The 23,624-nt window shown below is 69.0% G+C and carries 24 protein-coding genes and 1 other RNA gene; 11 read left to right on the top strand and 14 right to left on the bottom strand.

The features are described from left to right. Nucleotides 1–5: 5 nt before the first annotated feature. Nucleotides 6–1,814, bottom strand: a complete 1,809-nt coding sequence (locus tag ACMGFE_RS01245; protein ID WP_436923161.1) for an Hvo_1808 family surface protein — start codon at nucleotides 1,812–1,814, stop codon at nucleotides 6–8. Between the two features lie 107 nt (nucleotides 1,815–1,921). On the opposite strand from ACMGFE_RS01245, the gene rnpB reads away from it, so the two are divergent. Continuing rightward, an RNA gene (gene rnpB / locus ACMGFE_RS01240) (RNase P RNA component) lies at nucleotides 1,922–2,324 on the top strand. 98 nt (nucleotides 2,325–2,422) lie between these two features. Here rnpB and ACMGFE_RS01235 read toward each other — a convergent pair. Then, the gene (locus tag ACMGFE_RS01235) at nucleotides 2,423–2,785 is read right to left on the bottom strand and encodes a winged helix-turn-helix transcriptional regulator (RefSeq protein ID WP_436923159.1); all 363 of its coding nucleotides are present in this window, start codon (nucleotides 2,783–2,785) and stop codon (nucleotides 2,423–2,425) included. Between the two features lie 58 nt (nucleotides 2,786–2,843). Between ACMGFE_RS01235 and merB the strand changes: the two genes are divergently transcribed. Further along, on the top strand, nucleotides 2,844–3,521 hold the full coding sequence (merB, locus tag ACMGFE_RS01230; protein WP_436923157.1) for an organomercurial lyase: 678 nt from the start codon (nucleotides 2,844–2,846) through the stop codon (nucleotides 3,519–3,521). Between the two features lie 51 nt (nucleotides 3,522–3,572). On the opposite strand, the gene ACMGFE_RS01225 is transcribed toward merB, so the two are convergent. Beyond that, complete coding sequence (locus ACMGFE_RS01225; RefSeq protein WP_436923155.1) at nucleotides 3,573–4,550, bottom strand: nucleotidyltransferase family protein; 978 nt, start codon at nucleotides 4,548–4,550, stop codon at nucleotides 3,573–3,575. A 140-nt stretch (nucleotides 4,551–4,690) separates the two neighbouring features. Between ACMGFE_RS01225 and ACMGFE_RS01220 the strand changes: the two genes are divergently transcribed. Then, complete coding sequence (locus ACMGFE_RS01220; RefSeq protein WP_436923153.1) at nucleotides 4,691–4,981, top strand: transcriptional regulator; 291 nt, start codon at nucleotides 4,691–4,693, stop codon at nucleotides 4,979–4,981. Between the two features lie 33 nt (nucleotides 4,982–5,014). Here ACMGFE_RS01220 and ACMGFE_RS01215 read toward each other — a convergent pair whose 3' ends face one another. The 3 genes from ACMGFE_RS01215 to ACMGFE_RS01205 form a co-directional block, all read right to left on the bottom strand. Continuing rightward, entirely contained in the window at nucleotides 5,015–5,590 is a 576-nt protein-coding gene (locus ACMGFE_RS01215) for a Rieske (2Fe-2S) protein (RefSeq protein ID WP_436923151.1), read from the bottom strand. 170 nt (nucleotides 5,591–5,760) lie between these two features. Continuing rightward, nucleotides 5,761–5,916: a DUF7563 family protein gene (locus ACMGFE_RS01210; protein WP_425484368.1), complete on the bottom strand. Its 156-nt coding sequence runs from the start codon at nucleotides 5,914–5,916 to the stop codon at nucleotides 5,761–5,763. Nucleotides 5,917–6,084: 168 nt separating this feature from the next. After that, complete coding sequence (locus ACMGFE_RS01205; protein ID WP_436923149.1) at nucleotides 6,085–8,706, bottom strand: ATP-dependent DNA helicase; 2,622 nt, start codon at nucleotides 8,704–8,706, stop codon at nucleotides 6,085–6,087. A gap of 217 nt (nucleotides 8,707–8,923) precedes the next feature. Between ACMGFE_RS01205 and ACMGFE_RS01200 the strand changes: the two genes are divergently transcribed. Then, the gene (locus tag ACMGFE_RS01200) at nucleotides 8,924–11,149 is read left to right on the top strand and encodes a PAS domain S-box protein (RefSeq protein WP_436923148.1); all 2,226 of its coding nucleotides are present in this window, start codon (nucleotides 8,924–8,926) and stop codon (nucleotides 11,147–11,149) included. 51 nt (nucleotides 11,150–11,200) lie between these two features. After that, nucleotides 11,201–12,256 carry a Gfo/Idh/MocA family protein gene (locus ACMGFE_RS01195; RefSeq protein ID WP_436923146.1) on the top strand — a complete coding sequence of 352 codons (1,056 nt, stop codon included), beginning with the start codon at nucleotides 11,201–11,203 and terminating at the stop codon, nucleotides 12,254–12,256. A gap of 30 nt (nucleotides 12,257–12,286) precedes the next feature. Here the strand turns inward: ACMGFE_RS01195 and ACMGFE_RS01190 are convergent, their stop codons facing one another. Continuing rightward, on the bottom strand, nucleotides 12,287–13,405 hold the full coding sequence (locus tag ACMGFE_RS01190; RefSeq protein WP_436923144.1) for a pyridoxal phosphate-dependent aminotransferase: 1,119 nt from the start codon (nucleotides 13,403–13,405) through the stop codon (nucleotides 12,287–12,289). A gap of 96 nt (nucleotides 13,406–13,501) precedes the next feature. Next, a complete protein-coding gene (locus ACMGFE_RS01185; RefSeq protein ID WP_436923143.1) occupies nucleotides 13,502–13,996 on the bottom strand; it encodes a P-loop nucleotide/nucleoside kinase family protein in 495 nt (164 codons plus the stop codon). 130 nt (nucleotides 13,997–14,126) lie between these two features. Here ACMGFE_RS01185 and ACMGFE_RS01180 point away from each other — a divergent pair, with 130 nt between their 5' ends. From ACMGFE_RS01180 to ACMGFE_RS01160, 5 genes are all read left to right on the top strand, one after another. Continuing rightward, nucleotides 14,127–14,498, top strand: coding sequence for an Hsp20/alpha crystallin family protein (locus tag ACMGFE_RS01180; protein WP_436923141.1), 372 nt, complete (start codon nucleotides 14,127–14,129; stop codon nucleotides 14,496–14,498). 176 nt (nucleotides 14,499–14,674) lie between these two features. After that, complete coding sequence (locus ACMGFE_RS01175; RefSeq protein ID WP_436923140.1) at nucleotides 14,675–15,637, top strand: winged helix-turn-helix domain-containing protein; 963 nt, start codon at nucleotides 14,675–14,677, stop codon at nucleotides 15,635–15,637. 73 nt (nucleotides 15,638–15,710) lie between these two features. After that, nucleotides 15,711–16,232, top strand: a complete 522-nt coding sequence (locus ACMGFE_RS01170; RefSeq protein WP_436923139.1) for a CinA family protein — start codon at nucleotides 15,711–15,713, stop codon at nucleotides 16,230–16,232. A 135-nt stretch (nucleotides 16,233–16,367) separates the two neighbouring features. Further along, nucleotides 16,368–16,850 (top strand): metal-dependent hydrolase, encoded by a 483-nt coding sequence (locus ACMGFE_RS01165; protein ID WP_436923137.1) that lies wholly within the window; start codon nucleotides 16,368–16,370, stop codon nucleotides 16,848–16,850. 101 nt (nucleotides 16,851–16,951) lie between these two features. Then, nucleotides 16,952–17,257 (top strand): DUF7565 family protein, encoded by a 306-nt coding sequence (locus ACMGFE_RS01160; protein ID WP_436923136.1) that lies wholly within the window; start codon nucleotides 16,952–16,954, stop codon nucleotides 17,255–17,257. Nucleotides 17,258–17,348: 91 nt separating this feature from the next. On the opposite strand, the gene ACMGFE_RS01155 is transcribed toward ACMGFE_RS01160, so the two are convergent. The 5 genes from ACMGFE_RS01155 to ACMGFE_RS01135 form a co-directional block, all read right to left on the bottom strand. Then, nucleotides 17,349–17,930, bottom strand: coding sequence for a hypothetical protein (locus tag ACMGFE_RS01155; RefSeq protein WP_436923134.1), 582 nt, complete (start codon nucleotides 17,928–17,930; stop codon nucleotides 17,349–17,351). A 5-nt stretch (nucleotides 17,931–17,935) separates the two neighbouring features. Further along, a complete protein-coding gene (locus ACMGFE_RS01150; protein ID WP_436923133.1) occupies nucleotides 17,936–18,817 on the bottom strand; it encodes an ABC transporter permease in 882 nt (293 codons plus the stop codon). Then, the gene (locus ACMGFE_RS01145) at nucleotides 18,814–19,785 is read right to left on the bottom strand and encodes an ABC transporter ATP-binding protein (protein ID WP_436923131.1); all 972 of its coding nucleotides are present in this window, start codon (nucleotides 19,783–19,785) and stop codon (nucleotides 18,814–18,816) included. Before ACMGFE_RS01145 ends, ACMGFE_RS01150 begins: the two co-directional genes overlap by 4 nt. A 459-nt stretch (nucleotides 19,786–20,244) precedes the next feature. Next, nucleotides 20,245–20,682, bottom strand: coding sequence for a transcription elongation factor Spt5 (locus ACMGFE_RS01140; protein ID WP_274325850.1), 438 nt, complete (start codon nucleotides 20,680–20,682; stop codon nucleotides 20,245–20,247). Continuing rightward, on the bottom strand, nucleotides 20,682–20,864 hold the full coding sequence (locus ACMGFE_RS01135) for a protein translocase SEC61 complex subunit gamma (RefSeq protein ID WP_436923129.1): 183 nt from the start codon (nucleotides 20,862–20,864) through the stop codon (nucleotides 20,682–20,684). The genes ACMGFE_RS01140 and ACMGFE_RS01135 overlap by 1 nt, the downstream gene beginning before the upstream one ends. Nucleotides 20,865–20,995: 131 nt before the next feature. Here ACMGFE_RS01135 and ACMGFE_RS01130 point away from each other — a divergent pair, with 131 nt between their 5' ends. Next, nucleotides 20,996–22,630 carry a potassium channel family protein gene (locus ACMGFE_RS01130; protein ID WP_436923127.1) on the top strand — a complete coding sequence of 545 codons (1,635 nt, stop codon included), beginning with the start codon at nucleotides 20,996–20,998 and terminating at the stop codon, nucleotides 22,628–22,630. Nucleotides 22,631–22,701: 71 nt separating this feature from the next. Here the strand turns inward: ACMGFE_RS01130 and ACMGFE_RS01125 are convergent, their stop codons facing one another. Continuing rightward, on the bottom strand, nucleotides 22,702–23,556 hold the full coding sequence (locus ACMGFE_RS01125) for an MBL fold metallo-hydrolase (protein ID WP_436923125.1): 855 nt from the start codon (nucleotides 23,554–23,556) through the stop codon (nucleotides 22,702–22,704). Nucleotides 23,557–23,624 lie beyond the last annotated feature (68 nt).

The raw sequence follows: 23,624 nt of genomic DNA, 5'->3' as shown, positions 1-23,624 counted from the left end.
CCGACTCACTCCCGCCGGCGCAGCGCCAGTCCGGCGAGCGCGAGCGCAGCGAGCGCGAGCGCAGTGCCGAAGCCGGGGCCGTCGCCGGCGGTGGTCTCGGCCGGGGCGTCCGTCGAGTCGCCGTCGTCGCCGTCCATGCCGCCACCGTCGTTGGGGATAGGCGTCGCCGTCCCGGCGTCGGTTCCGGGCACGTCCGTCCCAGTGGCGGTGTCGGTCGACTCGTCGGTTCCGGGCGCGTCCGTCCCAGTGGCCGTGTCGGTCGGCGTCGACTCGCCTGCCGGCGCGGCGCCCGCGCGGACCTCGCTCAGTTCTTCGACTGACGGAGCGTTGACGAGCGTCACCGTCCGTCCGGTGTGGTTGACGTAGAAGGCGTCGGCGTACTCGCCGTCGGGGATCCGGTAGGTGTTCGCGCGGTCGTCCACCGCTTCGGCGCCGTAGTAGTCGATCAGCAGGGAGTAGCCCTCCACGAATTGGGCGGCGTCCGTCTCGGAGTCCCAGACGGTCTTCCAGACGTAGCCCGTCTCGTTGGTCTCGGCGGAGTCGTCGGTGACGTACGGGTAGAGTCTGTCACCGTCCCAGCCGTCGGTGTATCGCGTCGTGTAGTTGAGCGGGTCGTACTGGCTGACCTGGCCGCCCGCCGTGTAATTGAAGAACGACCGCACGCCGACGACCGGGGACTCCTGTCCGCCGGAGGCGTACGTGGGGTAGAACAGCATCGTCGCGAGTCCGGCCTCACCGAACTGCGCGTAGTCGACGGTCCCGTTCTTCAGGTGCGGAACCGTCCACTCCTGGTTCGACTGATCGGTGAATCGCACGTCTGTCGGTTCGTCCTCGCCGTACTTCTCGGGGCTGATTACCTGTTCGGTGCTCGCGGGCGGGTTCTCGTAGACGGCGTTGACGCCGTCCCACCCGTCGGCTCTGTAGATCTGGTCGACGAACTTCGGTCCGTCGCTGTAGGGCTGGAAGGTGACGAAGTACATCCCCCAGTGGAAGTCCTGCGGCAGGTCACCGCCACCGTCCTGCGTCTGCGGCATCAGGCAGTTCCACTCCGCCTCGCAACGCTCCTGATAGAGCGTGTCGACGAGATTGCCGTCGCCCTCGATGATCCCGTCGCGCGCGTTGTGGAGTTCGCGGGTCGTCTGGTTGAACGAGGAGAGGTTGAACTGCTGGTCCTGCAGCGCGTGGAACAGCTCCTGCGAGAGGGTCACCTCGTTCATCTTCGGGGCCGTGGTGTTCTCGGAGACGATCACGATCCGCTCCTGGCGCGGGCTGTAGTAGCCGAGGACGGACGACCCGGTGTTGGACTGCTGCACGGAGATGGCGTCGGTGTCCTCGCCGACCATCAGCATGGCCTCCCACTTGGCGTTCTGATGGAGGCTGTTGTTGACCGAGTAGTTCCCGCCGGTCGCGTTGCTCTGGCGGAACTCCTCGCGGGAGATGACCGCGACGGGTACGGTCTCGTTGAACTCCAGTTCGCGGACCTCCTCGACGCGGGCCATCGCGCGGGAGACGACGGCGTCGAGTTCGGTGTCGTTGAGCCCGTCGCCGCGTGTCACGTCGATCGACTCGTTGTACCAGCAGCCGTTCTCCCAGCCGAGGGTGTCGTCTTCTGGGTCCTCGGGGACGCTCCCGTTGGCGACCGGCGCGCAGTCGTCTGCGGCCTGCGTCGCGGCGCCGGCGGCGTCGATACCACTCGCGGCGGACGACCGGTCGGTCGTCGCGTCGTCAGCTTGTTGAGTGCCGGCGACGGGAACGGCGGCCACCGTCGACAGCACCACGAGACCGACGACGACTGCGGAGAGGGCGGAACGCATGTCTACCGGAGACATGGGGTGGGGCCCATAAAAATCGCCCCACTGTCGGGCGACGGGCGGGGACGCGGACCGAACGCCTTAATCGTCGGAGTCGTCTACGGTTCGGTGGCAGAGGGAGCCCGGCCTCCGTGCGCCGGCACCCGCTTCGCGGGCAAGGTGCATGAGGAAAGTCCCCCCACCGTCCGGGCAGGTGACCGGGTGCAAACCCGGAGCGGGAGACCGCTGGCGCTGGAACAGAAACGAGACCGCTCCGCCCGACCGATGACGTGCGCGAACCCGAAGCGACCGGCCTCGCCGGGAAGCGACGGGGAGCTAACCCACCGAGGGTAGAAGGCGTCCGCGAGTCCTCCGGACTCGCGGGCTCGTCGGGCGCTTCGCGTCCGACGGTGGAGAACGGATGGAACGGCGAATCCTCACCGGTGCAAGTCCGCGCCGCAAGGTAGCCCGGACAGGGCGCGAACGCTCAGCCGAATGCCGGGCCGAACAGAAGGGGGCTTACTCCCCTCAGCCGACTCAGACTTCCGAGCCGCGGCTCCGTACCGTTCCCGAGCCACTGCTCCACGCCGCCTGCCACCGACTGTCTAACACCGAATCCTGTCCAGACCCGATCAGCAACATCCCTCGTCCCGCTCCATCGCCCACTCGACGAGGGGCTGCAGTCGCTCGCCCAGTTCCTCGCCCTCGTCGCTGAGTTCGTACTCGACGCGCGGCGGGATCTCCGCGTAGCGTTCGCGCTCGACCAGCCCCGCCTCGACGAGTTCGTCCAGCCGCGTCGACAGCGTCGACGTGCTCGCGCCCGGGAGGTGCGCCTCGATCTCGCCGAACCGCACCGTCCCGTGGTTCGCGACGACGCAGACGACGTCCATCACGTACTTGCGGCCGAGCAACGCCATCGGTTCCGACAGCAGACAGCGACATCCCGGATCCGTGCACTCACACTCGCTCTCCGCCATGGCTTCGGATTCGCGCATCTCGTTCGATGCTTTGGACTTGACAGTTTAATAACTTTGCTCTCCGAAGTATAGACGCATGTGGATTGATGCAGACAATCTGGACGGTACCGAACCGAAACTATCGCTCGCTGACGTGGCGCTTCCCCCGGAAGTCGGGGACGGGTTCGCGCGGCTGTACGGGAGCGACGACCGGCCGGAGACGGCCGCCGAGTGGGTCGCGACGATTCGGGAGGCCGTCGAGCGGACGTACGACCGGCGGCCGACCGTCGACGACCTCTGTACGACCGACGACGGCGACCACGCGTTCGTCGGCGACGACGGGGTGCAGACGTACATCTGCGTCCTCGACCCGCTGGTCTACCCGTACCTGACCGGAGAGACCGGAACCGTCCGGTCGACGACGCCAGTGCGAGAGACCGAGGTCACGTTCGAGATGAGTCCCGACGGGACGACCCTCTCGCACGACGAGGCGCTCGTCTCCATCGGCGTCTCCGACGACGTCGAACGGACCGAAGAGACGCCCATCGAAGCGGTGTACCGCGAGGTCTGCGGGTACATCCAGACGTTCGAAGACGCCGAGGAGTACGAGACGTGGGCCGCCGAGGTCGACGCGTCGACGACGGCGGTCCCGGCCGCCGAAGGGGTCGCGGTCGCCCGAGCGCTGGCGGACGCGCTCTTCGACGCCGAGACGGACGCGGACACGGACGCGGACGGCGAGACCGGCGACCAGTGTTCCGACGGCGCCTGCTGCTGAATCGGCGGTCGGCCCGGACGTAGAGAGAACAGGGAGGTCGCGACGCGGCGGTCAGTGGTCGCCGTCGCCGTTCGTGATGGTGGTGTGGGCGCCGATGAGCGCGCCGGCCAGATCGAGGTTCTCGACGTGCGTGTCGCGGTCGATGATCGACTCGCGGATGTCGCAGTCGCGGAGTTCCGCGTCGGGGAAGACGATGGAGTTGTCCAGGTGCGAGTCGACGACTGTCGAGTCGCCCAGGACGTGGACGTTCTCGCCGAGTTCGGTCCCCTCGACGGCCGCGTCCTCGTCGATCTGGTTGCCGCCGTCGAGGTGCCACGCGACCGCGTCGAGGTAGCTCTCGGGCGTCCCGATGTCGAACCACGCCTCGTCGAAGGCGAAGGCGTAGACCGAGTCGCGCTCGACGAGCCACTGGACGAACCAGCCGGGCTCGTCGGGGTTGTTGCCGTCGGCGAGGTACTCCGCGAACCGGACCTGGTCCGACGGGAAGACGTAGCAGGCGATCGAGACCAGCGTGCTGTTGGGGTTCTCGGGTTTCTCCTGGAAGTCGACGACTTCGTCGCCGTCCAGCGTGACCAGCCCGTAGGACTTGGCCTTCTCGCGCGACCCGACGTCGTAGGCGGCGAGCGTCGTGCCCCCCTTCTCCTCGTAGAAGTCGACGAAGTCGCTGACGTCGAAGCTGATGAGGTTGTCGCCGGCGATGACGAGCAGGTCCTCGTCGTCGACGCCCTCGCGGTCGACGAGCTGGGCGAGCGCACCGATGACGCCGAACTTCTCGTCCTCGTCGGTCGTGTCCTCGACCGACAGCTGGGGCTTCTCGTAGTCGCGCTCGGCGAGGTGGGCCTCGAAGTCGGGGGCGAAGCGCTCGTTGGTGCTGACGTAGACGTCCTCGATCCGGTCGTCCGATTCGAGCTCGGAGAGCACCCGGTCGATCACGGTCGTCTCGCCCACCGGTAACATCATCTTCGGCCGATGGCGCGTGATCGGCCAGAGACGGGTGGCGTAACCACCCGCGAGTACGACGGCGTCCATACCCCACCCTCCTCAGCGGCAAGTGAAGGTCTTTTTCATTGCGACAACGTACCACGGCCGTCCCGGGTGGCGATCACGGCGGGGTCCGGGAGGGGATACACCGCCAGAAAGGATTTGTGAACGCTTCCCCAACCCCCGGTATGCGCGAGGCCAGTCGGACGACACGCCAGCGAATCGCCGACCGTCTGCGGGAAGAACCGATGGCCGCCGGCGCGCTCGCCCGCGAGTTCGAAGTCCGGACCGACGCCGCCCTCGACCACGTCGAACACATCTCCCAGTCCCTCGACGCGACCGACGAGACGCTGCTCGTCGCGCCGCCGACCTGCGACGACTGCGGATTCGAGGAGTTCGACGACCTCGTCAACCGTCCGGCGCGCTGCCCGGAGTGCAAGTGCGAGTCCGTCACCGAACCGACCTTCGTCATCGAATAGGCCAGCCGACCCGCTACAGAACACCTCGACCCGCTACAGGATCACGTTCGAGGACGACGACAGATCGTGGTCGTCGGACTCGACGGGGCCCTCGCCGACGAACTCGTACTCGTCGTCGGCGAGGAAGACGCCCTCGTCGGCGACCCGTACGTCGACTTCGTTCAGAAACGCCCCCTCGCAGGGGCCGTAGGTACACTCCCCGGAGTCGGCCGCGAACAGCGCGCCGTGGTTGACGCAGACGACCTCGCCGTCGCGGACCGGCGCGCCCGAGCCCTTGTCGAGTTTGATGTGGGTCATGTGCTGGCAGTAGTTCAGCCAGCAGACGACGTCGTCGGCCGGATCGCCGTTCTCGGTCGCCAATCGCAGCAGGATCGCCTCCCGCACGTCGTCGTCCCCCTGCATGTCGTCCGGCATCGCGATGCCGTCGGAAGCGTCGGCATCGTCGGCGTCATCGGCGGTACCGCCGTCGACGTTGGTCGCCGTGTTCTCGTCGGACCGGAGCGCCGCGTCCCCGCTGGCGACGGCCTCGCCGTCCGTCGAGTGCACGCGGAAGAGGAAGGTGTCGTCGGTCGAGAGGTCGGCCAGGTCGACGATCCGCGTCCCGTCCATACCTCCGCGTCGGGCCGTCGCCGTTTGAACGGATCGGTTCGCGGCATTCGCGCGGGCTCGGTCCGGGCGCCACGCGGCCGGCGGCCCCGAGACCTGCGGCTCACGAGTCGTGGAACCGGAAAGGTCGACCGTCCCCCCGGACGGCCGGCACGAGCGTGTAGGCGGGATGCCTATGACCGCGACGACCGAGCCTCGCGCACCTCAGCGCCGTCGCGGAGTTTGTCTTCGCAGAACGGACAGACGCGGGGGCCAGTGTGACCGTCGGGCGTGAACACGCGTACGTACGCCTCGGTAACAAACGACCCACAGTTCTGACACTCTGGCATCTCTTGAGTAACGGGAATACTCCGACATATGCTTTCCGGCCGTGGATGGCGGTATAGACCGATTAACTCCCCTTCGGCGCCTGTCAGGTGTCCGCTTCCGGGGGGTATCTGGGTGCTACCTTTCGGTGGCCTGAGACGACGGCCGAGTCGTCGCGTCCGCCGGCGATCTCACTGCGACCGGTCGGCCCAGAACCGCTCTAACTGCCCGTCGAGGAACTCGGCGGTCATCCTGACGAACTCCTCGCGCTCGGCGGGCGAGAGGTACTCGTGGACGGAGTGGCGCGTCCCCGCCGTGTAGCGGCGGTCGGCGAACACGCGCACGCCGACTTCCTCGGTCCCGCGGATCACCCGGCCGATGGCCTGGCGGGCGCGCCGGACCGCGGGGACGGTCAACGCGTACTCGAAGGCGTTGTCCTCCCCGAATTCGTCGGCGTAGGCCCGGCGGACCGCCTGTACACGTGGTGATCCGACGTTGACGAGCGGAACGCCGATCACGAGCGCGGCGGCCAGTTTCTCGCCGTCGTAGTCGACGCCCTCGGTGAGCGTCCCCCGGGTGCTCGTGACGAGGACTTTCCCGCCGCCGCGGAAGAAATCGGCCTTGAGCTGCTCGGTCGCCTCGTTGCTGGAACTCTCGTCGACGAGGACCGGCTTGTCGACGGCTTCCTTCAGGTAAGCACCGGCCCACTCGGCTTCTCGATAGTTGGGCATCGCCACGAGGACGTTCCCCGGCGACCGGGCGACCGACCGCAGGACGTGGGCGTACTCGCCGCGTGTCTGGTTCCAGCCCTCGCCCAGCGGGTCCATGTCGCCGGGGTCGCCGCGGTTGCGAGCGGTGAACGGTGCCGCGTCGACGGCCCAGCTCGCGCGGTTCTCCGCGGGGAATCGCAACGGGTAGCTCTCCGCCTCGACGGGTCGACCGTAGTCGCCCTCGTCGGGCGTGGGTCCCGGGTCCGGGTCCCCCGCGCGGAGCGATTCGAGCCCCGACACCTCGGTGAACACGTCGAGCGGCGACAGCGTCGCGCTCATGAGGACGCCCCCGCCCAGCGAGTCGAAGATCTCCCGCAGCGACTCGGCGGGCATGCAGTCGAACAGGACGAGCCCTGGCGTGTAGACGCGCTGGTAGTCGGCGTCGACGGCGTCGGCCGCCTGCCCGGTCTTCGGGGAGTGTTCGAGTTCGATCTCCCGGAGGTAGCGGTCGTGGTCGCGCTCCCACCAGTGGTTCATCACGGCCCCGACGGCGGCGCAGACGGGCGAGCGCGTCAGTCCGAGGCCGTCGATGGCGTCCTCGACGGCCGCGCCGACGGTCGCGAGCGTCCGCCAGGTGTCGCCGTCGTATCCCACCCGTTCGGCCCAGCGGGTCAGTTCGTCGGGTTCGGGCTCGTCGGGGTCGCGAAGCGGGATCTCCACGTCGCGGGCGGGGACGCTGTCGGCCGGGTCACCGACGCGCCAGTCGCGCTCGAACTCCTCGTCGAGGTAGGACTCGACGCGCTCGTCCAGCCAGTCGAGGAGGTCGTCGTAGAACTCCCTGGCCCGGTCGATGGCCGAGAGGGGCACGTCGTGGCTGGCGAGTCGGTCCCGGACCTGTCGCTTGCGGTCCTCGCTCTCTCGCGCCCGCGAGAGGAGGTGGTTGCAGTCGTTGCGCGCCCGTTTTATCGTCGAGCGGCCGACCCGATCGGAGAGCAGGTCCCGAACGCGCTCTTCGAGGCGGTGGGCCTCGTCGACGACGAGAAACGTCGAGGAGTCGAGCGCGGCGGCGACGAGCGGCCGCGACCCCGGGTCGAAGACGTGGTTGTAGTTGCCGATTATCACGTCGGCGTGTTCGAGCATGACGCCCATCGCGCGATGCGGGCAGGTGCCGCGCTCGACGCTGGCCGGTAAGTAGTCGTCGGCCGTCACGACGCGGTTCTCACCCGCCGAGAAGTCGACGGGCGAACCCTTGTTACGGGCGAACCAGTCGGCCTCGAACGGACAGTACAGCGGGTCGTCGTCGCCGGAAGTCATCCCCTCGGGCGCGCTCGGCTGGCTCCGCGGGTAGGGCGACTCCGCACCCCCGGTTTCGAGCGCGCTGTCGAACGTCCGGTACGTGTCGGCGTCCATGCGCGCCTCGCGGACGAGGTCGCTCGCCAGGTCCGGGTCCCACCAGATATCGTCCGGGTCGGACTCCAGCGAGGCGTCGGCCGCGGGCGCGTCACCCGAGCGGCGGTCTGCCTCGACGAGGTTCGCGGTCGACTCGCGCAGGTCCTCGCAGCGGTCGTGCGTCGAGACGTCGTCGGGGAACGCGCCCTCGCGCCCGTAGGGACACAGGTCGCGCTTGCCGACGAGGGCCACGCCGTCGAGCGGTTCGGGCGCGTCGGGGTCGGCCGCCAGCCCGGCGTTCATCGCCCGCAGGTCGTCGACGAACTGGATGCGCTGCTGTTTGACGGGCGTGACGACCATCACGCGGTCGTACTTCGAGGTCGTCCGGACGAGCGTCGCGCCCGCGGTCAGCGCGGCCATCGTCTTCCCGGTCCCGCAGGGCCCCTCCATCGCGAAGTAACCGCCGAGCTGGCCGACCTCGATCGCCCGCTCGATCGCGTCGGTCTGGCTCTCGTAGGGCTCGTCGAAGCCGAACACGTCGCGCCAGGCGTCCTGCGGATCGCCGCTCCCGAACGCCGAACCGGGCGCGCCGTCGGTCCCCTCGCGCCCCGCGCCGTCGGCGGCGGTCCCGTGGCTCCCAGCGCCGCCGTCCGCGGCCCCTCCGCTCGTCGACCCGTCCCCGGCCTCGCCGCTCGCGCCGCGGTCCTCGGCCATTGTGGATCCCTGTGTCGTCCTCGCCTATGAACGCACGGATGCGGCGACGGACCGGGTCGACCTGCCCCCGCCCGAACCCGCCGGCTCGCTCGGAATCCGCGCCGCTGGTGGCGATTCCGCGGGACACTTATGGTCCTGGAGTCAGCACTACAGGCACTGACGGCCGACGAGACGGACCGGTGGGGCCGCGGAACGGACTGGACGGCCGGGAGGACAGATGACTGGACCGGACGACGACACGGACGACGGAGGGGAGGACAGCGACGGGTCGGCGGTTTTGATACTACACCTCGACCCCGACGAGACCGTCCGGTCGCGCCTGGCGGCAGTCGTCGACGAGGCAGACGGCGACGTGACCTACGAGGGCACAGCCACCGTCGAACGGGCCCGCGAACGCCTCGACGAGGAGGACGTCGACGTGCTGGTGGTCGAACCGGACGCCGCGTCGGACGTGACCGGACTGGTGACCGACGCCGACGTGCCGGTCGCCCTCTACACGAGCCTCGAACCGAACGAGATCGACCCGGCCGTCTCCGGGGCGGCCGACACCCTCGTCGAGAAGTGGACCGCCGAGGAGGGGCTGGACTTCGTCGTCGAGAAACTGCTCGGCGCCGTCCGCACCGCCGCCGAACCCCAGTCGCGGTTCACCCGCGCCTTCGAGCGCGTCGACCCGGACACCCAGTCCTCGTCGAGCTTCCTCGTCTACGAGGACGGGACCGTCATCTGGGAGACGACGACGCTGGAGGCGATCTTCGACCGGCGCGACGTGTCGGTGTCGCTCCCGGAGACGCCGAACTTCTACAAGCAACTCTCGGCCGCGCTCTCGCACGACCCCGAGGCGATCCGGACGATCCGCGGCTCGGACGTCCCCGACGAGCCGACCCGGTTCACGGTACCGACCGCCGACAGCGAGGCCAGCTTTCGGTACAGCGAACACGAGTTCCCCGAGACGGTCGGGCCGCTCCGCCTCGTCGTCGTCGAGGACGTGACCTGGTCGGCCCGCTCGGGCGCCCGCTACGAGCTGCTTGAACTGCTCGACCGCCACGTCCAGGACGGCATCTCCGTCGTCGACGCCAACGGCCGCGTCCAGTACCACAACGAGTCGTTCGCGGACCTCCTCGGGCACGAGGACATGGTCGGCGACCACACGGCGACGTTCATGGCCGACGGCGAACTCGAGGCCGGACAGCGGCTGATCCAGCGACTGCGCACGTCCAGTCAGGACAGCGGCGTCATCGACATGACCTTCGAGACCGCCGACGGGGACGAGCGGACGCTGGCCGTCCACTTCTCGGTCCGCGAGGCCGACGACGGCTACGAGGGGCTCGTCAACGTCGCGCGCGACGTGACCGAGCGCCGCGACCACGAGCGGACGCTGGACCGCTACCGCCGGCTCGTCGAGAGCGCCGGCGACCCGATGTACGTCGTCGACGACGACTGCCGGATCGAGATCTGCAACGAGGCGCTCGCCTCGCTGTTCGACCGGTCGCGCGAATCGCTCCACGGGACCCGGCTCACGGAGTTCATCCCGGAGGAGGCCGTCGATCGGACCCACTCTGCGCTCGAACGCGCGCGAGAGACCGGCGAGAGCGCCACGTGCGAGGTGGAACTCCCGGGCGCCGACGGCGAGGCCCGGCAGTTCGAGGCGACCGTGGCGGGCCTCGGCGACGCCGACGCCACGGGCTCGGTCGGGATCCTCCACGAGGTGACCGACCGCGAGCGCCGCGAGAGCGAACTCGACCTGCTCAAACAGGTGCTCACGCGCGTGCTCAGACACGACGTGCGTACCGGCCTGACCGTCGTCCGCGGTCAGGCCGAGGTGCTGGCCGAGCGGACCACCGGCGAGGAGCGGGAGATGGCCGAGACCATCGTCGACCGGAGCGAGGAACTCGTCGGGACCGCCGAGAAGGCCCGCGCGATCGAGCGAGTCATCGACAGCGACGAGGGACGAGTCACGCTCGACCTGCGGTCGGTCGTCAATCGGTGCGTCGCCAACGTCTCCGCGGCGCACTCCGGGGCCGGATACGACGTCCAGATCACCGAGCAGGTGCCCGTTCGCGTCCATCGGGCGTTTCCCTACGCCGTCGAGAACCTGATCGAGAACGCGGTCGAACACTGCGCCGAGGGTCACGACTCCGGAACTCGCGAGAGCGAGGGGGCACACTCCGGAGACGGAGCGTCGGTGACGATCTCGGCGACCGCTGACGACGACGGACGGGTCCTCCTGCGTATCGAGGACGACGGCCCCGGCATCTCGCAGGAAGAACTGGACGTGCTGGACGAGCGTGAGGAGACGCCGCTCAAACACGGCACCGGCGTGGGCCTGTGGCTGGTCAGCTGGGTCGTCGAGCGATCCGGCGGCGAACTGTCCTTCGACGCCGACGACGACGGGACGACCGTCACCGTCCGACTGGACGCGGGCGACGCCGAAGACGTGGTCTGACGCCAGCGCGGCTCCGCGACCTTTTTGCCGTCGTTCGGCGTGTCTCCCCCAATGTCCGCACATCGGATCGCCATCGTCGGCGTCGGCGGCGCGGCGGGGACGCACATGCGAGCCTACGACCAGCTGGACGACGTCGACGTCGTCGCCTGCGCGGGCCGCGAGGAAGCACCGACCCGGTCGTTCGCCGACGAACACGGCTGCGACCCGTATCTGGACGTCGAGACGATGCTGGACGACGCCGACCCGGACGTGCTCGATATCTGCACGCCAAGCGGCGCACATCTCGAACCCGCGCTCGCGGCCGCCGAGCGCGGCGTGGACGTCTTCAGCGAGAAGCCTCTGGAGATCACGACCGAGCGCATCGACCGGCTGATCGGCGCGGCCGACGAACACGGGATCAGGCTCGGGTGCGTCTTTCAGCGCCGGTACAAGCCGGTCGTCCGGACCGTCCGGGACGCGGTCGCCGAGGGTCGGTTCGGGTCGCTCGCCGTCGCGAACACCGCGCTCCCCTGGTGGCGGGCGGACGACTACTACGACGGCACGTGGCAGGCGGACCGGGACGTGGCGGGCGGCGGCGCCGCGATGAACCAGGCGATCCACAACGTCGACGCCCTCCAGTGGATCGCGGGCGCCGGGATGGATCTGGCCCCCGGCGAGAACCCCGTCGCGGAGGTGTTCGCGTTCGCGGACGTCCGCGGGCACGACGCCGATCTGGAAGTCGAAGACACCGCCGTCGCGACACTGCGCTTTCGCGACGGCACGCTCGGGCAGGTACTCGCGACGACCGCGACCTACCCCGGCGGCGACATCCGCTACGAACTCGGCGGGCGCGACGGCTCCGCGGTGGTCCGCGGCGAGGAGATCTCGACCTGGGAGTTCCGCGAAGAACGCGACGAGGACAGGGAGGTCCGCGAGCGCTTCTCCGGCCCCGATGCGGGCGAGGACGAACCCAGCCCGCTCGAACTGCCGAACGTCCGCGAGTTCCTCGACGCCCGCGAGAGCGGCGAACCGTTCATGCTCGACGGACCGGAGGCGCGCAAGGCCGTCGCCATCGTCGAGGCCATCTACGAGTCCGCGGAGCGCGGCGAGCCCGTGACGCTGGACTGATCCGCGCTGTCCCGGGCGGCCGGGGCGGCCTCACCCGAGGTAGTCGGCCAGTCGCTCGGCCGCCTCGTCGACGCGCGGCGTGACCAGCGCGAAGCGAAGCCAGTCGTCGCGCGCTTCGCCGAACGCCTCGCCGGGCATCCCCGCGACGCCGGCCTCGTCGATCAGTCGCTCGACGTTCTCCATCGTCCCCGGGAACCCGTCGAAGCGGGCCATCACGTAGAACGACCCCCCTGGCGTCGTGTACGCCGCGCCGGCGGCGTCGAGCGCGTCGGTGAACCGGTCGATCCGCTCCCGGATGCGCTCGCGGTTGCGCTCGTAGTACTCGACCGGCGTCTCCCGGAGCGCCCGCAACACCGCGTACTGGGCCGGCCGGCTCCCGGTCACGTTCTGTATCATGTGGCGGGTCCTGGCACGCTCGACGAGTTCGCCGAGCGGCCCGTCTTCTGGCGGGAAGACGGCGTAGCCGACCCGGAAGCCGGTGATCGCCATCGACTTCGAGAACGAGTTGGTGGCGACGACGTGGTCGGAGTCGGTCGCGAGCGCGCTCTCGAACGTTCCGGTGTAGTCGAAGTGGTCGTACACCTCGTCGCTGACGAGCACGGCGTCGTACTCCTCGGCGAGCTCGACCAGCGCCTCGATCGTTTGGGGCGGGTACACCGCGCCCGTCGGGTTGTTCGGCGAGTTGACGACGATGGCGGCGGTGTCGTCGGTGGCGGCCTCGCGGACGCCCGCGGGGTCGACCTGTCCCGTCTCGTCGACGGGGACGTACGTCGAGTCGGCGTCCAGCAGGTTCGCCCGCCCGGCGTAGTAGGGGTAGACCGGGTCGGTCATGATCACCGCGTCGCCCTCGCCCCGTTCCAGCGCGCTCGTCGTCGCGAGATGATTGGCCTCGCCGGCGCCGTTGGTCACGAGCACGCGCGAGCGATCGACGCCGCGGCGCTCGGCGATCTCGTCGCGCAGCGGCGTCAGGCCCACGCTCGGGGGGTACTGGAACTCGGTCACGTCGCCGTCGGCGTACTCGCGCAGGCCATCGCGGAGCGCCTCGGGGGGTTCCCAGTCGGGGTTGCCGCTGACCATGTCCACCACGTCCCGGTCGGCGCGCGCGGCGTACTGCATCACCCTGAAGAACTGCGGCGTCTCGTAGTCCATCGAGTACGCGTCCGTTGGCTCCCCGCGACGTAAATCCTGGCGCTCGCCGGTCGCCCGGGAGTACGCGGTGCCCAGCCGGAAGCGGTCGCCGCCGGCTCAGAAGTGCTCGTCCAGCTGTCGCCGGGTCGCCGTCAGGTCGCCGGAGTTGTCGATCGTGACGTGCACGCGTTCGAGCGGTTCGAATCGTTCGCGGGCGTTCTCGTAGACCGCGACGTCCGCCTCGCTCGGGTCGTCTTTCCGCTGGCGGATGCGCTCGCGGGCGACCGACTCCTCGCAGACGACGCGGACGAAAAGGCGATCCGCGCCGACCTCGTCGGCGAGGGCGGCGGCGGCGTCGCGGTCGACCTGCCGCTCGTAGGTGGCGTCGAGGACGGCCGGCCGCCCGTCCGCGAGCGACGCCCGCGCCCGCTCCAGCATGGTCGCGTAGACCCGGTCTTTCTCCGCGCGGCTGTAGGTCGGGTCGTCGAACAGTTCGGCTCGGACGGCGTCGCTCCGGACCCGCTCGACGCCGAGCCGGTCGGCGATCTCGGCGGCGACCGTCGACTTCCCGACGCCGGGCAGGCCACACTGCACCACGAGTCTCGGACCCATCGCCCCAGTATCGACCCTCCCACCGTATGAATCCAAGTGAAGCGGACCGACGGACCGCCACACAGTTTCCGGAAAGGTTAATTTTTTATAGAACCGCGAACAACGATCTACCGAGCCGAGGTGAGAAGCCATGGCTCTACCGGATCGACCAGTGAACTCGTGGTTCGAGGGTATGGACCTGCCGAACAGACTGTTCGAGACGGGACGCAACGACTACGAACTCTACGAGGAAGACGACGAGTTCGTCCTGAGCGTCGAGTTACCCGGCTTCGACCCCGAAGACATCGACGTGACGTGGCACGAGGGCGTCCTGAACGTGGCCGCCGAGCACGAGGACGAGACCCGCGGCCAGCGCAAGACCTACCACCGGCGGTTCCGCTTCCCGAAGGACGTCGACGACGACGAGATCGCCGCGGAGTACACCAACGGCATCCTCGAAGTCCGCCTCCCCATCTTCGAGGGCACCGCGACCCGCGGCACGACCATCGAGGTCGAGAGCTGACGCGGGTCGGCGACGGCCCACGAGCCGGGTCGACCCGTGATCCCCGGGCCCGCGACCCGGCCCCGTCGTCCTGACCCGAATCGTCGGTACTCCGAATCGTCGGTATCGCGGCTTTTCGTGCGCCGTCGACGCGTCGACAAGCGACTTTTAGGGGCCGGAGCCCGTTGGCGAGAGCGATGACTGACGAACCGGCCGAGCGGACGCTGTCGCCCGACGAGGCGTTCGAGGTGCTCGGGAACGAGACGCGCGTCGGCATCCTCCAGGCGCTCGGCGGTGCCGACGCGCCGGTGTCGTTCACCGAACTCCGTGAGGACGTCGGCATGACCGACTCCGGGCGGTTCAACTACCACCTCGACCGCCTGACCGGTCACTTCGTCCGCAAGGGCGAGGCGGGGTACGAACTCCGGAGGGCGGGCGAGCGCGTCGTCGAGGCGGTCCTCTCCGGGGCGGTCACGGCGGCGCCCGTGCTCGAACGGACGGAGATCGACCAGCCCTGCCACTACTGCGGCGCGCCGATCGCCGTCCGCTTCCGCGAGGAACGCGTCGAACTCTACTGCACGGAGTGCCCGGGAACCTACTCCCGCACCGACTCGGACGACGAGACGTGCATCGACGCCGACGCGGACGACGGCTACCTCGGCTACCACCCGCTCCCGCCCGCGGGCGTCGCCGACCGCGACCCCGAGGCCGTCTTCCGCGCGGCGTGGGTCTGGGGCCACCTCGAACTGCTCGCGGCCTCCGCGGGCGTCTGTCCGCGCTGTTCGGCGACCCTCGACCGCTCGACGCGCGTCTGCGAGGACCACGACCCGGACGAGAGCCTCTGCGACGCGTGCGGTCGGCGCTACGCCGTCGTGTTCGACCTCGAGTGCACGAACTGCATCTACGACGAGAGCGGCGCCGCCGTGGTCGGGCTCGCCGACTCGGCCGCCCTCGTCGCGTTCATGCTCGACCACGGGCTGAACCCCTTCGCCCCCACCGTCGAGACGCTCCCCGCGATCAGCCGCGCGTACAACAACTTCGACGAGGAAGTCGTCTCCACCGAGCCCTTCGAAGCGCGCTTTACATTCGCTGTCGGCAACGACGAACTCACGCTCACGGTCGACGACAGTCTGCGCGTGGCCGACGCCGACCGGAACTGAGTTTCCGACGGCCGGATCGACGTGGTCGACGACGGTCCCCGGCATTTTTCGGCCGGCCGCTCGTCCCGCCGGTATGGACGAGTTCGCGGAGGATCCGCCGGTCGAGGCGCGCCTCGGAGACCTGCTGCGCGACCGCGGGGAGAGCGTCGCGGTCGCCGAGACGGCAACCGGTGGCCTGGTCGGCGCGCTCCTCACGGGCGTCCCCGGCGCGAGCGACTACCTCGACCGGGTCGTCGTCCCCTACGACTACGACGCGCTCCGGACGACGCTGGCCGTCGCCCGCGAGACGCTCGACGAACACGGCGCCGTCAGCGAACCGGTCACCCGGGAACTCGCGCGGGCGGCCCGCGACACGGCCGACGCCACCTGGGGGGTCGCGACCACCGGTATCGCCGGTCCTGGCGGTGGCACCGGGGAGAAACCCGTCGGCACCTGTTTCGTCGGGGTCGCCTACGCCGCCCCGTGGGAGTCGGGCGAGTCGACCGCCACCGTCTCTCGCTACGAGTTCGACGGGGACCGCGCCGCCGTCCGCGAGCGCCTCGCGCGCCGCTCGCTCGCCGACCTCGAACGTGCCGCCCGCGCCCGCTCCGAGTGAGTTCCCGACCGCCCCGGGCGACCTCCGCACCGACCCGCAGTCGGCTGGTTCCGGCCGACCGGCCGCCCTCCCTGCGTCGCCCCGGGGCACACCGAAGGGGAACACTTGTCACCCTGCCGTCCGTCGATACCGCCGATGAACAAGCGCGGTCACGTGTTGAACGCGATCTTTCTCGCCGTTGGGCTGGGGTTCATCCTCGAACCGGCCGGCGACGCGGCGACGTTCCGGACCGTCGCGGCGGTGTTCGTCCCGCTGGTCCTCGGCGCTCTCTTCCCCGACGTGGACACGCACTTCGGCAAACACCGCAAGACGCTCCACAATCTCTTCGTGCTCGGCATCGTCGCCGCCTACCCCCTCTACTTCGACAACCTCCAGTGGGTCTGGCTCGGCGTCCTCACCCACTACGTGCTCGACGTGCTCGGCACGACCCGCGGGATCGCGCTGTTCTACCCGATCTGGGACGAGGAGTTCGGCGCGCCCGTCGGCGTCCCCGTCAGCAGCGACTTCTCCGACGCGATGATGCTCGCCGTCACCGCCTTCGAACTCACGGTCGCGGCCGGCCTCGTCTACGTGCTCCCGACCTACATCCCCGACGTGAGCGCGTCCGTCCCGGTCTGACCCCACCGGACCGCACGGGCGGCTCTCGGCCGTCGATCCCCCGCTCGACCGCCGTTCGAGGGGGAATGTTTTTATTAAGGGGCCGGCATGTCTCGGGTACGATGGCCCCCTGGGAGTGTGCGATCGACGGCGACGACGACCAGTTCGAGCGCGTCGAGGACCTGATCGTCCACCAGTCGACAGCACACGAACGCATCGAGTGCAAGGTCTGCGGAACCGTCCTCCCCGACGGCTACTTCGCGATCCGCCACGCGTTCGACGAGCACAGCCGCGCGGAGTACGTCCGTGCCTACGACGCCACCGCCAAGGAGGTCCGCCGCCGCGAGAACGTCAAAGAGACCATCGAGGAGGAGGCGGACATCCGCGAAGTCATCGACCGCCTCGAAGGCGGCAGCGGCAGTATCTGACACGGTTTTTCTCCCGTCGATCCACTTCCGAGCGGCGGCTCTGCTCGTCTCTCCATCCGGCCGACCGAAAACCGCACCGTCGACGCTCCCGCTACTTCGAGGAGAGCAAGTAGCCGCCCACGCCGAGCGACAGGACCGCCAACAGGACTGACGCCAGTCGGATCAGTTGCGGCGTCGAACCGAGCGGCGGTTCCTCGGTCGCCGTGTCCATCGCGTCGTAGCGCTGGATCACCTCGGCGCGCTGGCGTTCCCCCTCGCTCGCGTTCTCGCCGGGGCGCGGTCCGAAGTTCGGTTCGTCGGCTTCGGGGAGGTGGTCGTCGTCTTCGGGCCGCTCGATGACGACCGACCGGACCGCCGACCGGTTGTCGGTCTCGTAGGCCCGCCGGCGTTCGCTCGCGTTCAGATAGTCGAACTCCGACGCCCCCTCGCCGAGCGGGACGCTGTACTCGCCGTCGTTCTCCAGCGTCGTCACGTACAGTTCCTGACCCCGCTCGGAGAGGTTCTCGTAGGCGATTATCTCGTGGCCCTCCTCGCGGAGTTCCTCCGGCGGTCCCGTCGCCGAGTCCCACGTCTCGTGGACCAGCACCGACTGGACCGGGAAGAACGCCGGCACAGTGAACAGGACGACTGCCAGCACCGCGAGCGCCGTACCGAGTGTGTTGCGTCGATTCATTGATATCACTCCAGATCCGCCCGTTCGAACAGCCAGTAGCCGATCAGCAGCGGGACGACGAGCCAGAAGGCCAGCACGACCACCGAGAACTCGTCCTGCAGGTAGAACGGCAACGCCGTGTTGGCCTTCGCCGAGCCGTAACTGATCTCGTCTGGCAGGCTCGAATAGAAGACGATCTGGCGCAACTCCGCCGGCAGCACGAGGTTCACCGCCTTCTGGTAGCCCAGATACGGACTCGTGTACTGGACAGCGTTGTACAGGTCGGGGTTCGCGTCGGCGCCGAGCAGCGTCGTGTGGACCCACCTGGCGATGGCGGCGACCGACACGCCGGGGACCAGGTACAGGATCACGAGCGCGAAGTAAGTCCCGAACGCGCCCGCGATGGCGCGGCTGCGGGAGGCCACGGCCGAGGACATCGCCATCGCGACGCTGACGAAGACGCTCCCGTAGACGAGCGTCACCAGCAGCGTCCCGAAGATAACGGCCGCGGGGAACGCGCCGTGACGGGTCAGCGCGACGCTGATCGCCGCGACGTACATGAACGCGACGCCACCGGCGACGATGCCGTTCCGGCTCAGTAGCTTCCCGACGAAGACGCCCCGCCGCGTGTTCGGCAGCGAGAGGAGGAACTTGATCCCCCCGCCCTCGCGCTCGCCCGCGATGGCGAGGTAGCTCGCCACCAACGCGACGATGGGCAAGAGGACGCCGAGTATCATCGTCAGCACGCGGAAGAGCCGCTGGACTTGCTCCGCGTCGGCTCCGGGCGCGCCGCCAGAGACGTACCCGACGAACGCGGCGATGAGACCGAGGACGACGGCCGCCGCCCAGAGCAGCTTCGACCGACGGGCCGCCTTGAAGTCCTTCTTCGCGACGGTGACGGTGCTCATGGCGAGGCCTCCTGGGCGTCGACGCGCTGTCCTGGTTGGCCCCCGGGCACCTCGACGTCTCCGTCGCGCCCGCCTCCGGTGAACTGGTTGAACAGTTCCTCCAGGGACGTGTTGTCCGCGAGGATGTCGACGACCTCCGCCCGGCTGTCGACTCGCTTGACCACGTCGACCTTCGCGCGCGCGTCGGAACACGTCGCGGTCAGTTTCGTTCCAGCCACCTCGACTTCGGAGACGCCCTCGATGTCAGCGACGCCGTCTCGCGGCGGGACTTCGGCGCACTCCAGTTCGATGGTCGCCTGGCCGCTCGCGCTCTCGCGAAGCCCCTCGATGGAGTCGATGGCGACCAGTTCGCCCTCGTTCATCACGCCGACGCGGTCACAGACCGCCTCGACCTCCGAGAGGATGTGGCTGGAGAAGAAGACCGTCGTCCCGCTCTCGGCGCGGTCGCGGATGACCGACCGCATGTGCTGGATGCCGTTCGGGTCCAGGCCAGTCGACGGTTCGTCCAGGATGAGCAGGTCGGGGTCGTCCGCCAGCGCCATCCCGAACGCGAGGCGCTGTTGCATCCCCTTGGAGTAGCCGGCGGCGACGCGACCCGCGTCCTCGCGGATGCCGACGAGGTCGAGCAACTGCTCGGGGTCGTCGGCGGCGTCTTTCGTCTCGACGGCCCACTCCATGTACTCGCGCCCGGTGAGATAGTCGTCGAAACCGTACCCTTCGGGGAGCACGCCGATGCGCTCGCGGATGGCCGCCGCTTCGTCCTGGGCGTCCATGCCGAACACCTGCGCCGACCCCGCGGTCGGCCGGATGAAATCGAGCAGCATGTTGATCGTCGTCGACTTCCCCGCGCCGTTCGGACCGAGGAAACCGAATATCTCGCCGTCCTCGATCGTCAGGTCGAGGTCGTCGACGGCGACCACGTCGTCGCCGAACTCCTTTGTCAGGCCGTGCGTCTGAATGGAGGGCATGTGTCGTTCTCGTTGTCCGACTTGCGGGGGTCCTGTAAGTGCTTTCCCGTTTGTTCGACCGTTATTTGAGCCACCATCTTTTTCGGTGCGGGGTTTGCTCGATCGCCTTCGGCGACCGGCGGGAACAGCGTGGCCGCGTAGCCGCCACGTCATTCGGTCGCGGGCGTAGCCCCCGACCCGCCCCGCGCGCAAAAACACGGGTGAAAATGGCCGCGACCTCACTTCGTTCGGTCGCTGTGAACCGCCTCGCTCCGCTCACGGCGCTCCGCGCCGTTCGCATCGAGGTGTTCCCTTCGGTCACACCTCGCTCCGCTCACTGCGGGTACCGTCTCGAAAAAGATGGGGCAAAAAACGCGACTCACTGCGTTCGTCGCGGAGTCCTCGTGAGCGTCGGCGAACGAGGGCTTGTCAGAGCGAAGCTCTGACAGTGAACCGGCGGCGAAGCCGCCGGACGGTAGCTCAGCGTTCCTCGCTGTCCAGCACGCGGATCTGGTCCCCGCGGACCGTCACGGGAATCGGGACCGTCGCTTCGTAGAGCTCGACCGTCACCTGGTCTTTGCCCTCGTCGATGCGCTGGACCTGCGCCTTCTCGCCCTTGAACGGGCCGGCGATGAGTTCGACGATGTCCCCTTCGGCGATGCCCTCGACGTCGGGCTTGGGCGAGAGGAAGTGTTCGACTTCGCTGATCCCCGATTCGCCGGGGACGACGCCGCGCATGTGGGGGATCTCGTCGGAGATCCGCTCGAACACGGCGGAGTCCTCGGCCTCGACCATGACGTAGGAGGTCAGCGAGTCCGGGGCGAGAGCGGCGTGGATCGACTCCTCCTCGCGGTTCATGATCATGTCGGCGACGGTGCGCTCCTGGCTCGCCGTGGTCTTGACGGCGAAGATACCCATCAGAGACCACCCGGGCCGCCCGGCACGAAGTTCATAATCACGAAGATCAGGAAGCCGAGGATACCGACGAGGATGATGCCGGCGCCGGCGATCTTCGCGACTTGCGAGAACTCCTCCCACGAGGGCGTGCTCGCCAGTTTCAGCACGCGGACGTAGGAGCTCAGGTCGTAGGGAACGTTCATATCGACCGGTTGCTCCCGCGGGCTTTTCTATCTATTGATGCGGGCCGGTGGCCGTCGACGGTCGCGGCCGGCCGTGTGAACCCGCGTTGTTCCCCAGAACCGTTATACGCGCGAACGGCAACCAAGTGGATATGAATACGTGGCAGCGCCGGTCGGTGTGGTACACCGGCGTTCTCGTCCTCTCCATGGTCGTCTTCACCCTCCTCTACCAGTACGGGATGGCGGCGTACGAGGGCGCGTCGCTCACGTTTCTCGAGGCGTTCCAGTTCGTCGTCGAGACGTTCACCACGACGGGCTACGGGGCGCAGGCGGGCTGGGAGTCGCCACTCCTGCTCGTGCTCGTCATCGTCATGGACATCTCCGGGACGGTCATGATCTTCCTCGCGCTCCCCGTGGTCGCCTTTCCCGCGTTCGAGGACGCGCTCTCGACGACGGTGCCGACCGCGGTCGAGAACGGCCTCGACGACCACGTCATCGTCGCGACCTACACGCCCAGAGTCGAGACGCTCATCGCCGAACTCGACTCCCGCGGGGTCGAGTGGATCATCGTCGAACCCGACCGCGACTCGGCCACCGACCTCTACGAGGAGGGCTACGACGTCATCCACGCCGACCCCGACTCCGCGAACGGTCTCGAGGCCGCCAACTTCGCCGACGCCCGCGCGCTCGTCGCGGACGTCTCCGACCAGGTCGACGCGAGCATCGTCCTGACGGCCAAGGAACTCGACGAGTCGATCCGGGTCGTCAGCGTCGTCGAGGAGCCCGACCGCGCGCGTTACCACGAACTCGCCGGCGCCGACGCGGTGCTCTCCCCGCGACCCCTGCTCGGCGAGAGCCTCGCGCGGAAGGTGACCGCCAGCGTCTCCACGGACCTGGGCGGCAAGGTCGAACTCGGCGAGGACTTCGACATCGTCGAACTGCCGGTCCATCGCGGCGCAGACCTGGCGGGCCGGACGCTCGCCGAGAGCGGCCTCCGCGAGCGCGCCAGCGTCAACGTCATCGGCGCGTGGTTCGACGGCGAGTTCGAGAGCCCGCCCGAACCGGACTCGGTCGTCGAACCCGGGACCGTCCTGTTGCTGACCGGCGAGGAATCGCAGCTCGAACGCCTCGCCGACCGCACCCGCTCGGAGGTGCGCCGGCACACCTCCGGCGAGACCATCGTCGTCGGTGCCGGCGAGGTCGGCCGAAAGATCACGGCCATCCTCGACGACGTGGACCTGCCATACTCGGTCGTCGACCGGGACGACGGCCCCGGCGTCGACGTCGTCGGTGACGCCACCGACCCCGACGTCCTCGAACGCGCCGGACTGCCCTCGGCCCGGTCGGTCATCCTCGCGATCCCCGACGACACCGCCGCGGAGTTCGCGACGCTGGTCGTCCGCGACGAGAGCGAGCGCGTCGAGATCATCGCCCGCGCCGAGGAGGCCGAGTCAGTCCAGAAGATGTACCGCGCCGGCGCGGACTACGTCCTCTCGCTCGGGACCGTCACCGGCCGCATGGTCGCCTCGGCCGTCCTCGAAGACGAGGACGTGATCTCGCTCGATACCCAGGTCGAGGTCCTCCGGACGCGCGCGCCCGGACTCGTCGGCCACTCGCTGGGTGACGCCGACGTCCGCGCGAAGACCGGCGTCACCGTCGTCGCCGTCAAGCGCAACGGCGAGGTGCTCACCGACCTCGGCCCCGACTTCCGGCCACAGACCGACGACGAACTCGTCGTCGCCGGCCCGGACGAGGCCACGAACCGCTTCACCGAAGTGTTTAGCTGAAAATACGGGTCCGCCACTGCGCCCATCGGCCCGTCCGACACGTTCGGTCCGGTCGGTCCAGTTCGCCGCCCTCAGTCGCCGCCGAGACGGGTCGGCGTCACGATCCCGGGCTGGCCGAGCCGGAGACGGTCGCCGACCTCGATCTCTTCGATAATGTGTGGGTACTCGAAGGTCGTCGCGGCCTTCGAGAGCGCGCCGGGGTCGGCCTGGATCGACCGCCAGCGCCGCCAGTGGGTGGGGACGAGTCGGTCGATCCCCACCATGTTCGCGGCGTCGATCACGTCCTGGGCGTCGTTGTACAGCTTCCGGCGGACGACCTCGCCGTCCTGGTAGAGGCGCGCACTCGTCCCGTACGAGAGCATCCCCATGTCGACGTCGAACTCCTCGCCGACCGCCTCGAACGCGTCGCACGGCCGGTTGTCGCCGCCGTGGAAGATGACCCCCTCCTCGTGTTCGAGGACGTACGTGACGCTCCCGTCGGCGTCGGGGTCGCGGCCACCGCGGACGTGGACCGTCAGGTCGCCGACCTCGTAGCTGTCGCCGGGCTCGACGGCCGCTCGCTGGTCCTCGGCGATCTCGCTCACGTCGAAGTTCTCGTAGCACTCGGCAGGCGCGTGGATCGAGGCGCCGTCGATGTCGAGGAGCGGGCCGAACGAAGGCGGCCAGAAGTGGTCACGGTGGTCGTGCGTGCAGAAGACGGCGTCGCAGGCGTCCGCCCACTGCGGTTCCATCGGCACGGGCGGCATCCGCGCGATGTACTCGCGGTCGCGCTCGGTGCTGAAGTAGGGGTCGATGAACAGCGTGGTCTCGGGCGTCCGGATCGCCCAGCCGGTCACACCGAGGAACCACAGCGACACGCCCTCCACGTCGGGGCCGTTGAACTCCTCGCGAGCCCACCACTCGCCCCAGTCGCTGTTGATCGTCATCGGTTCACCCGCCGATTCGTGTCGATTTCGCTGTGAGCGTGCATGCAGGACCCATCCGCTCCGGTGTG

It is taken from the genome of Halosimplex amylolyticum, assembly GCF_051414035.1.
GTDB lineage: Archaea > Halobacteriota > Halobacteria > Halobacteriales > Haloarculaceae > Halosimplex > Halosimplex amylolyticum.
This window is presented reverse-complemented; position numbering and strand designations above follow the sequence as displayed.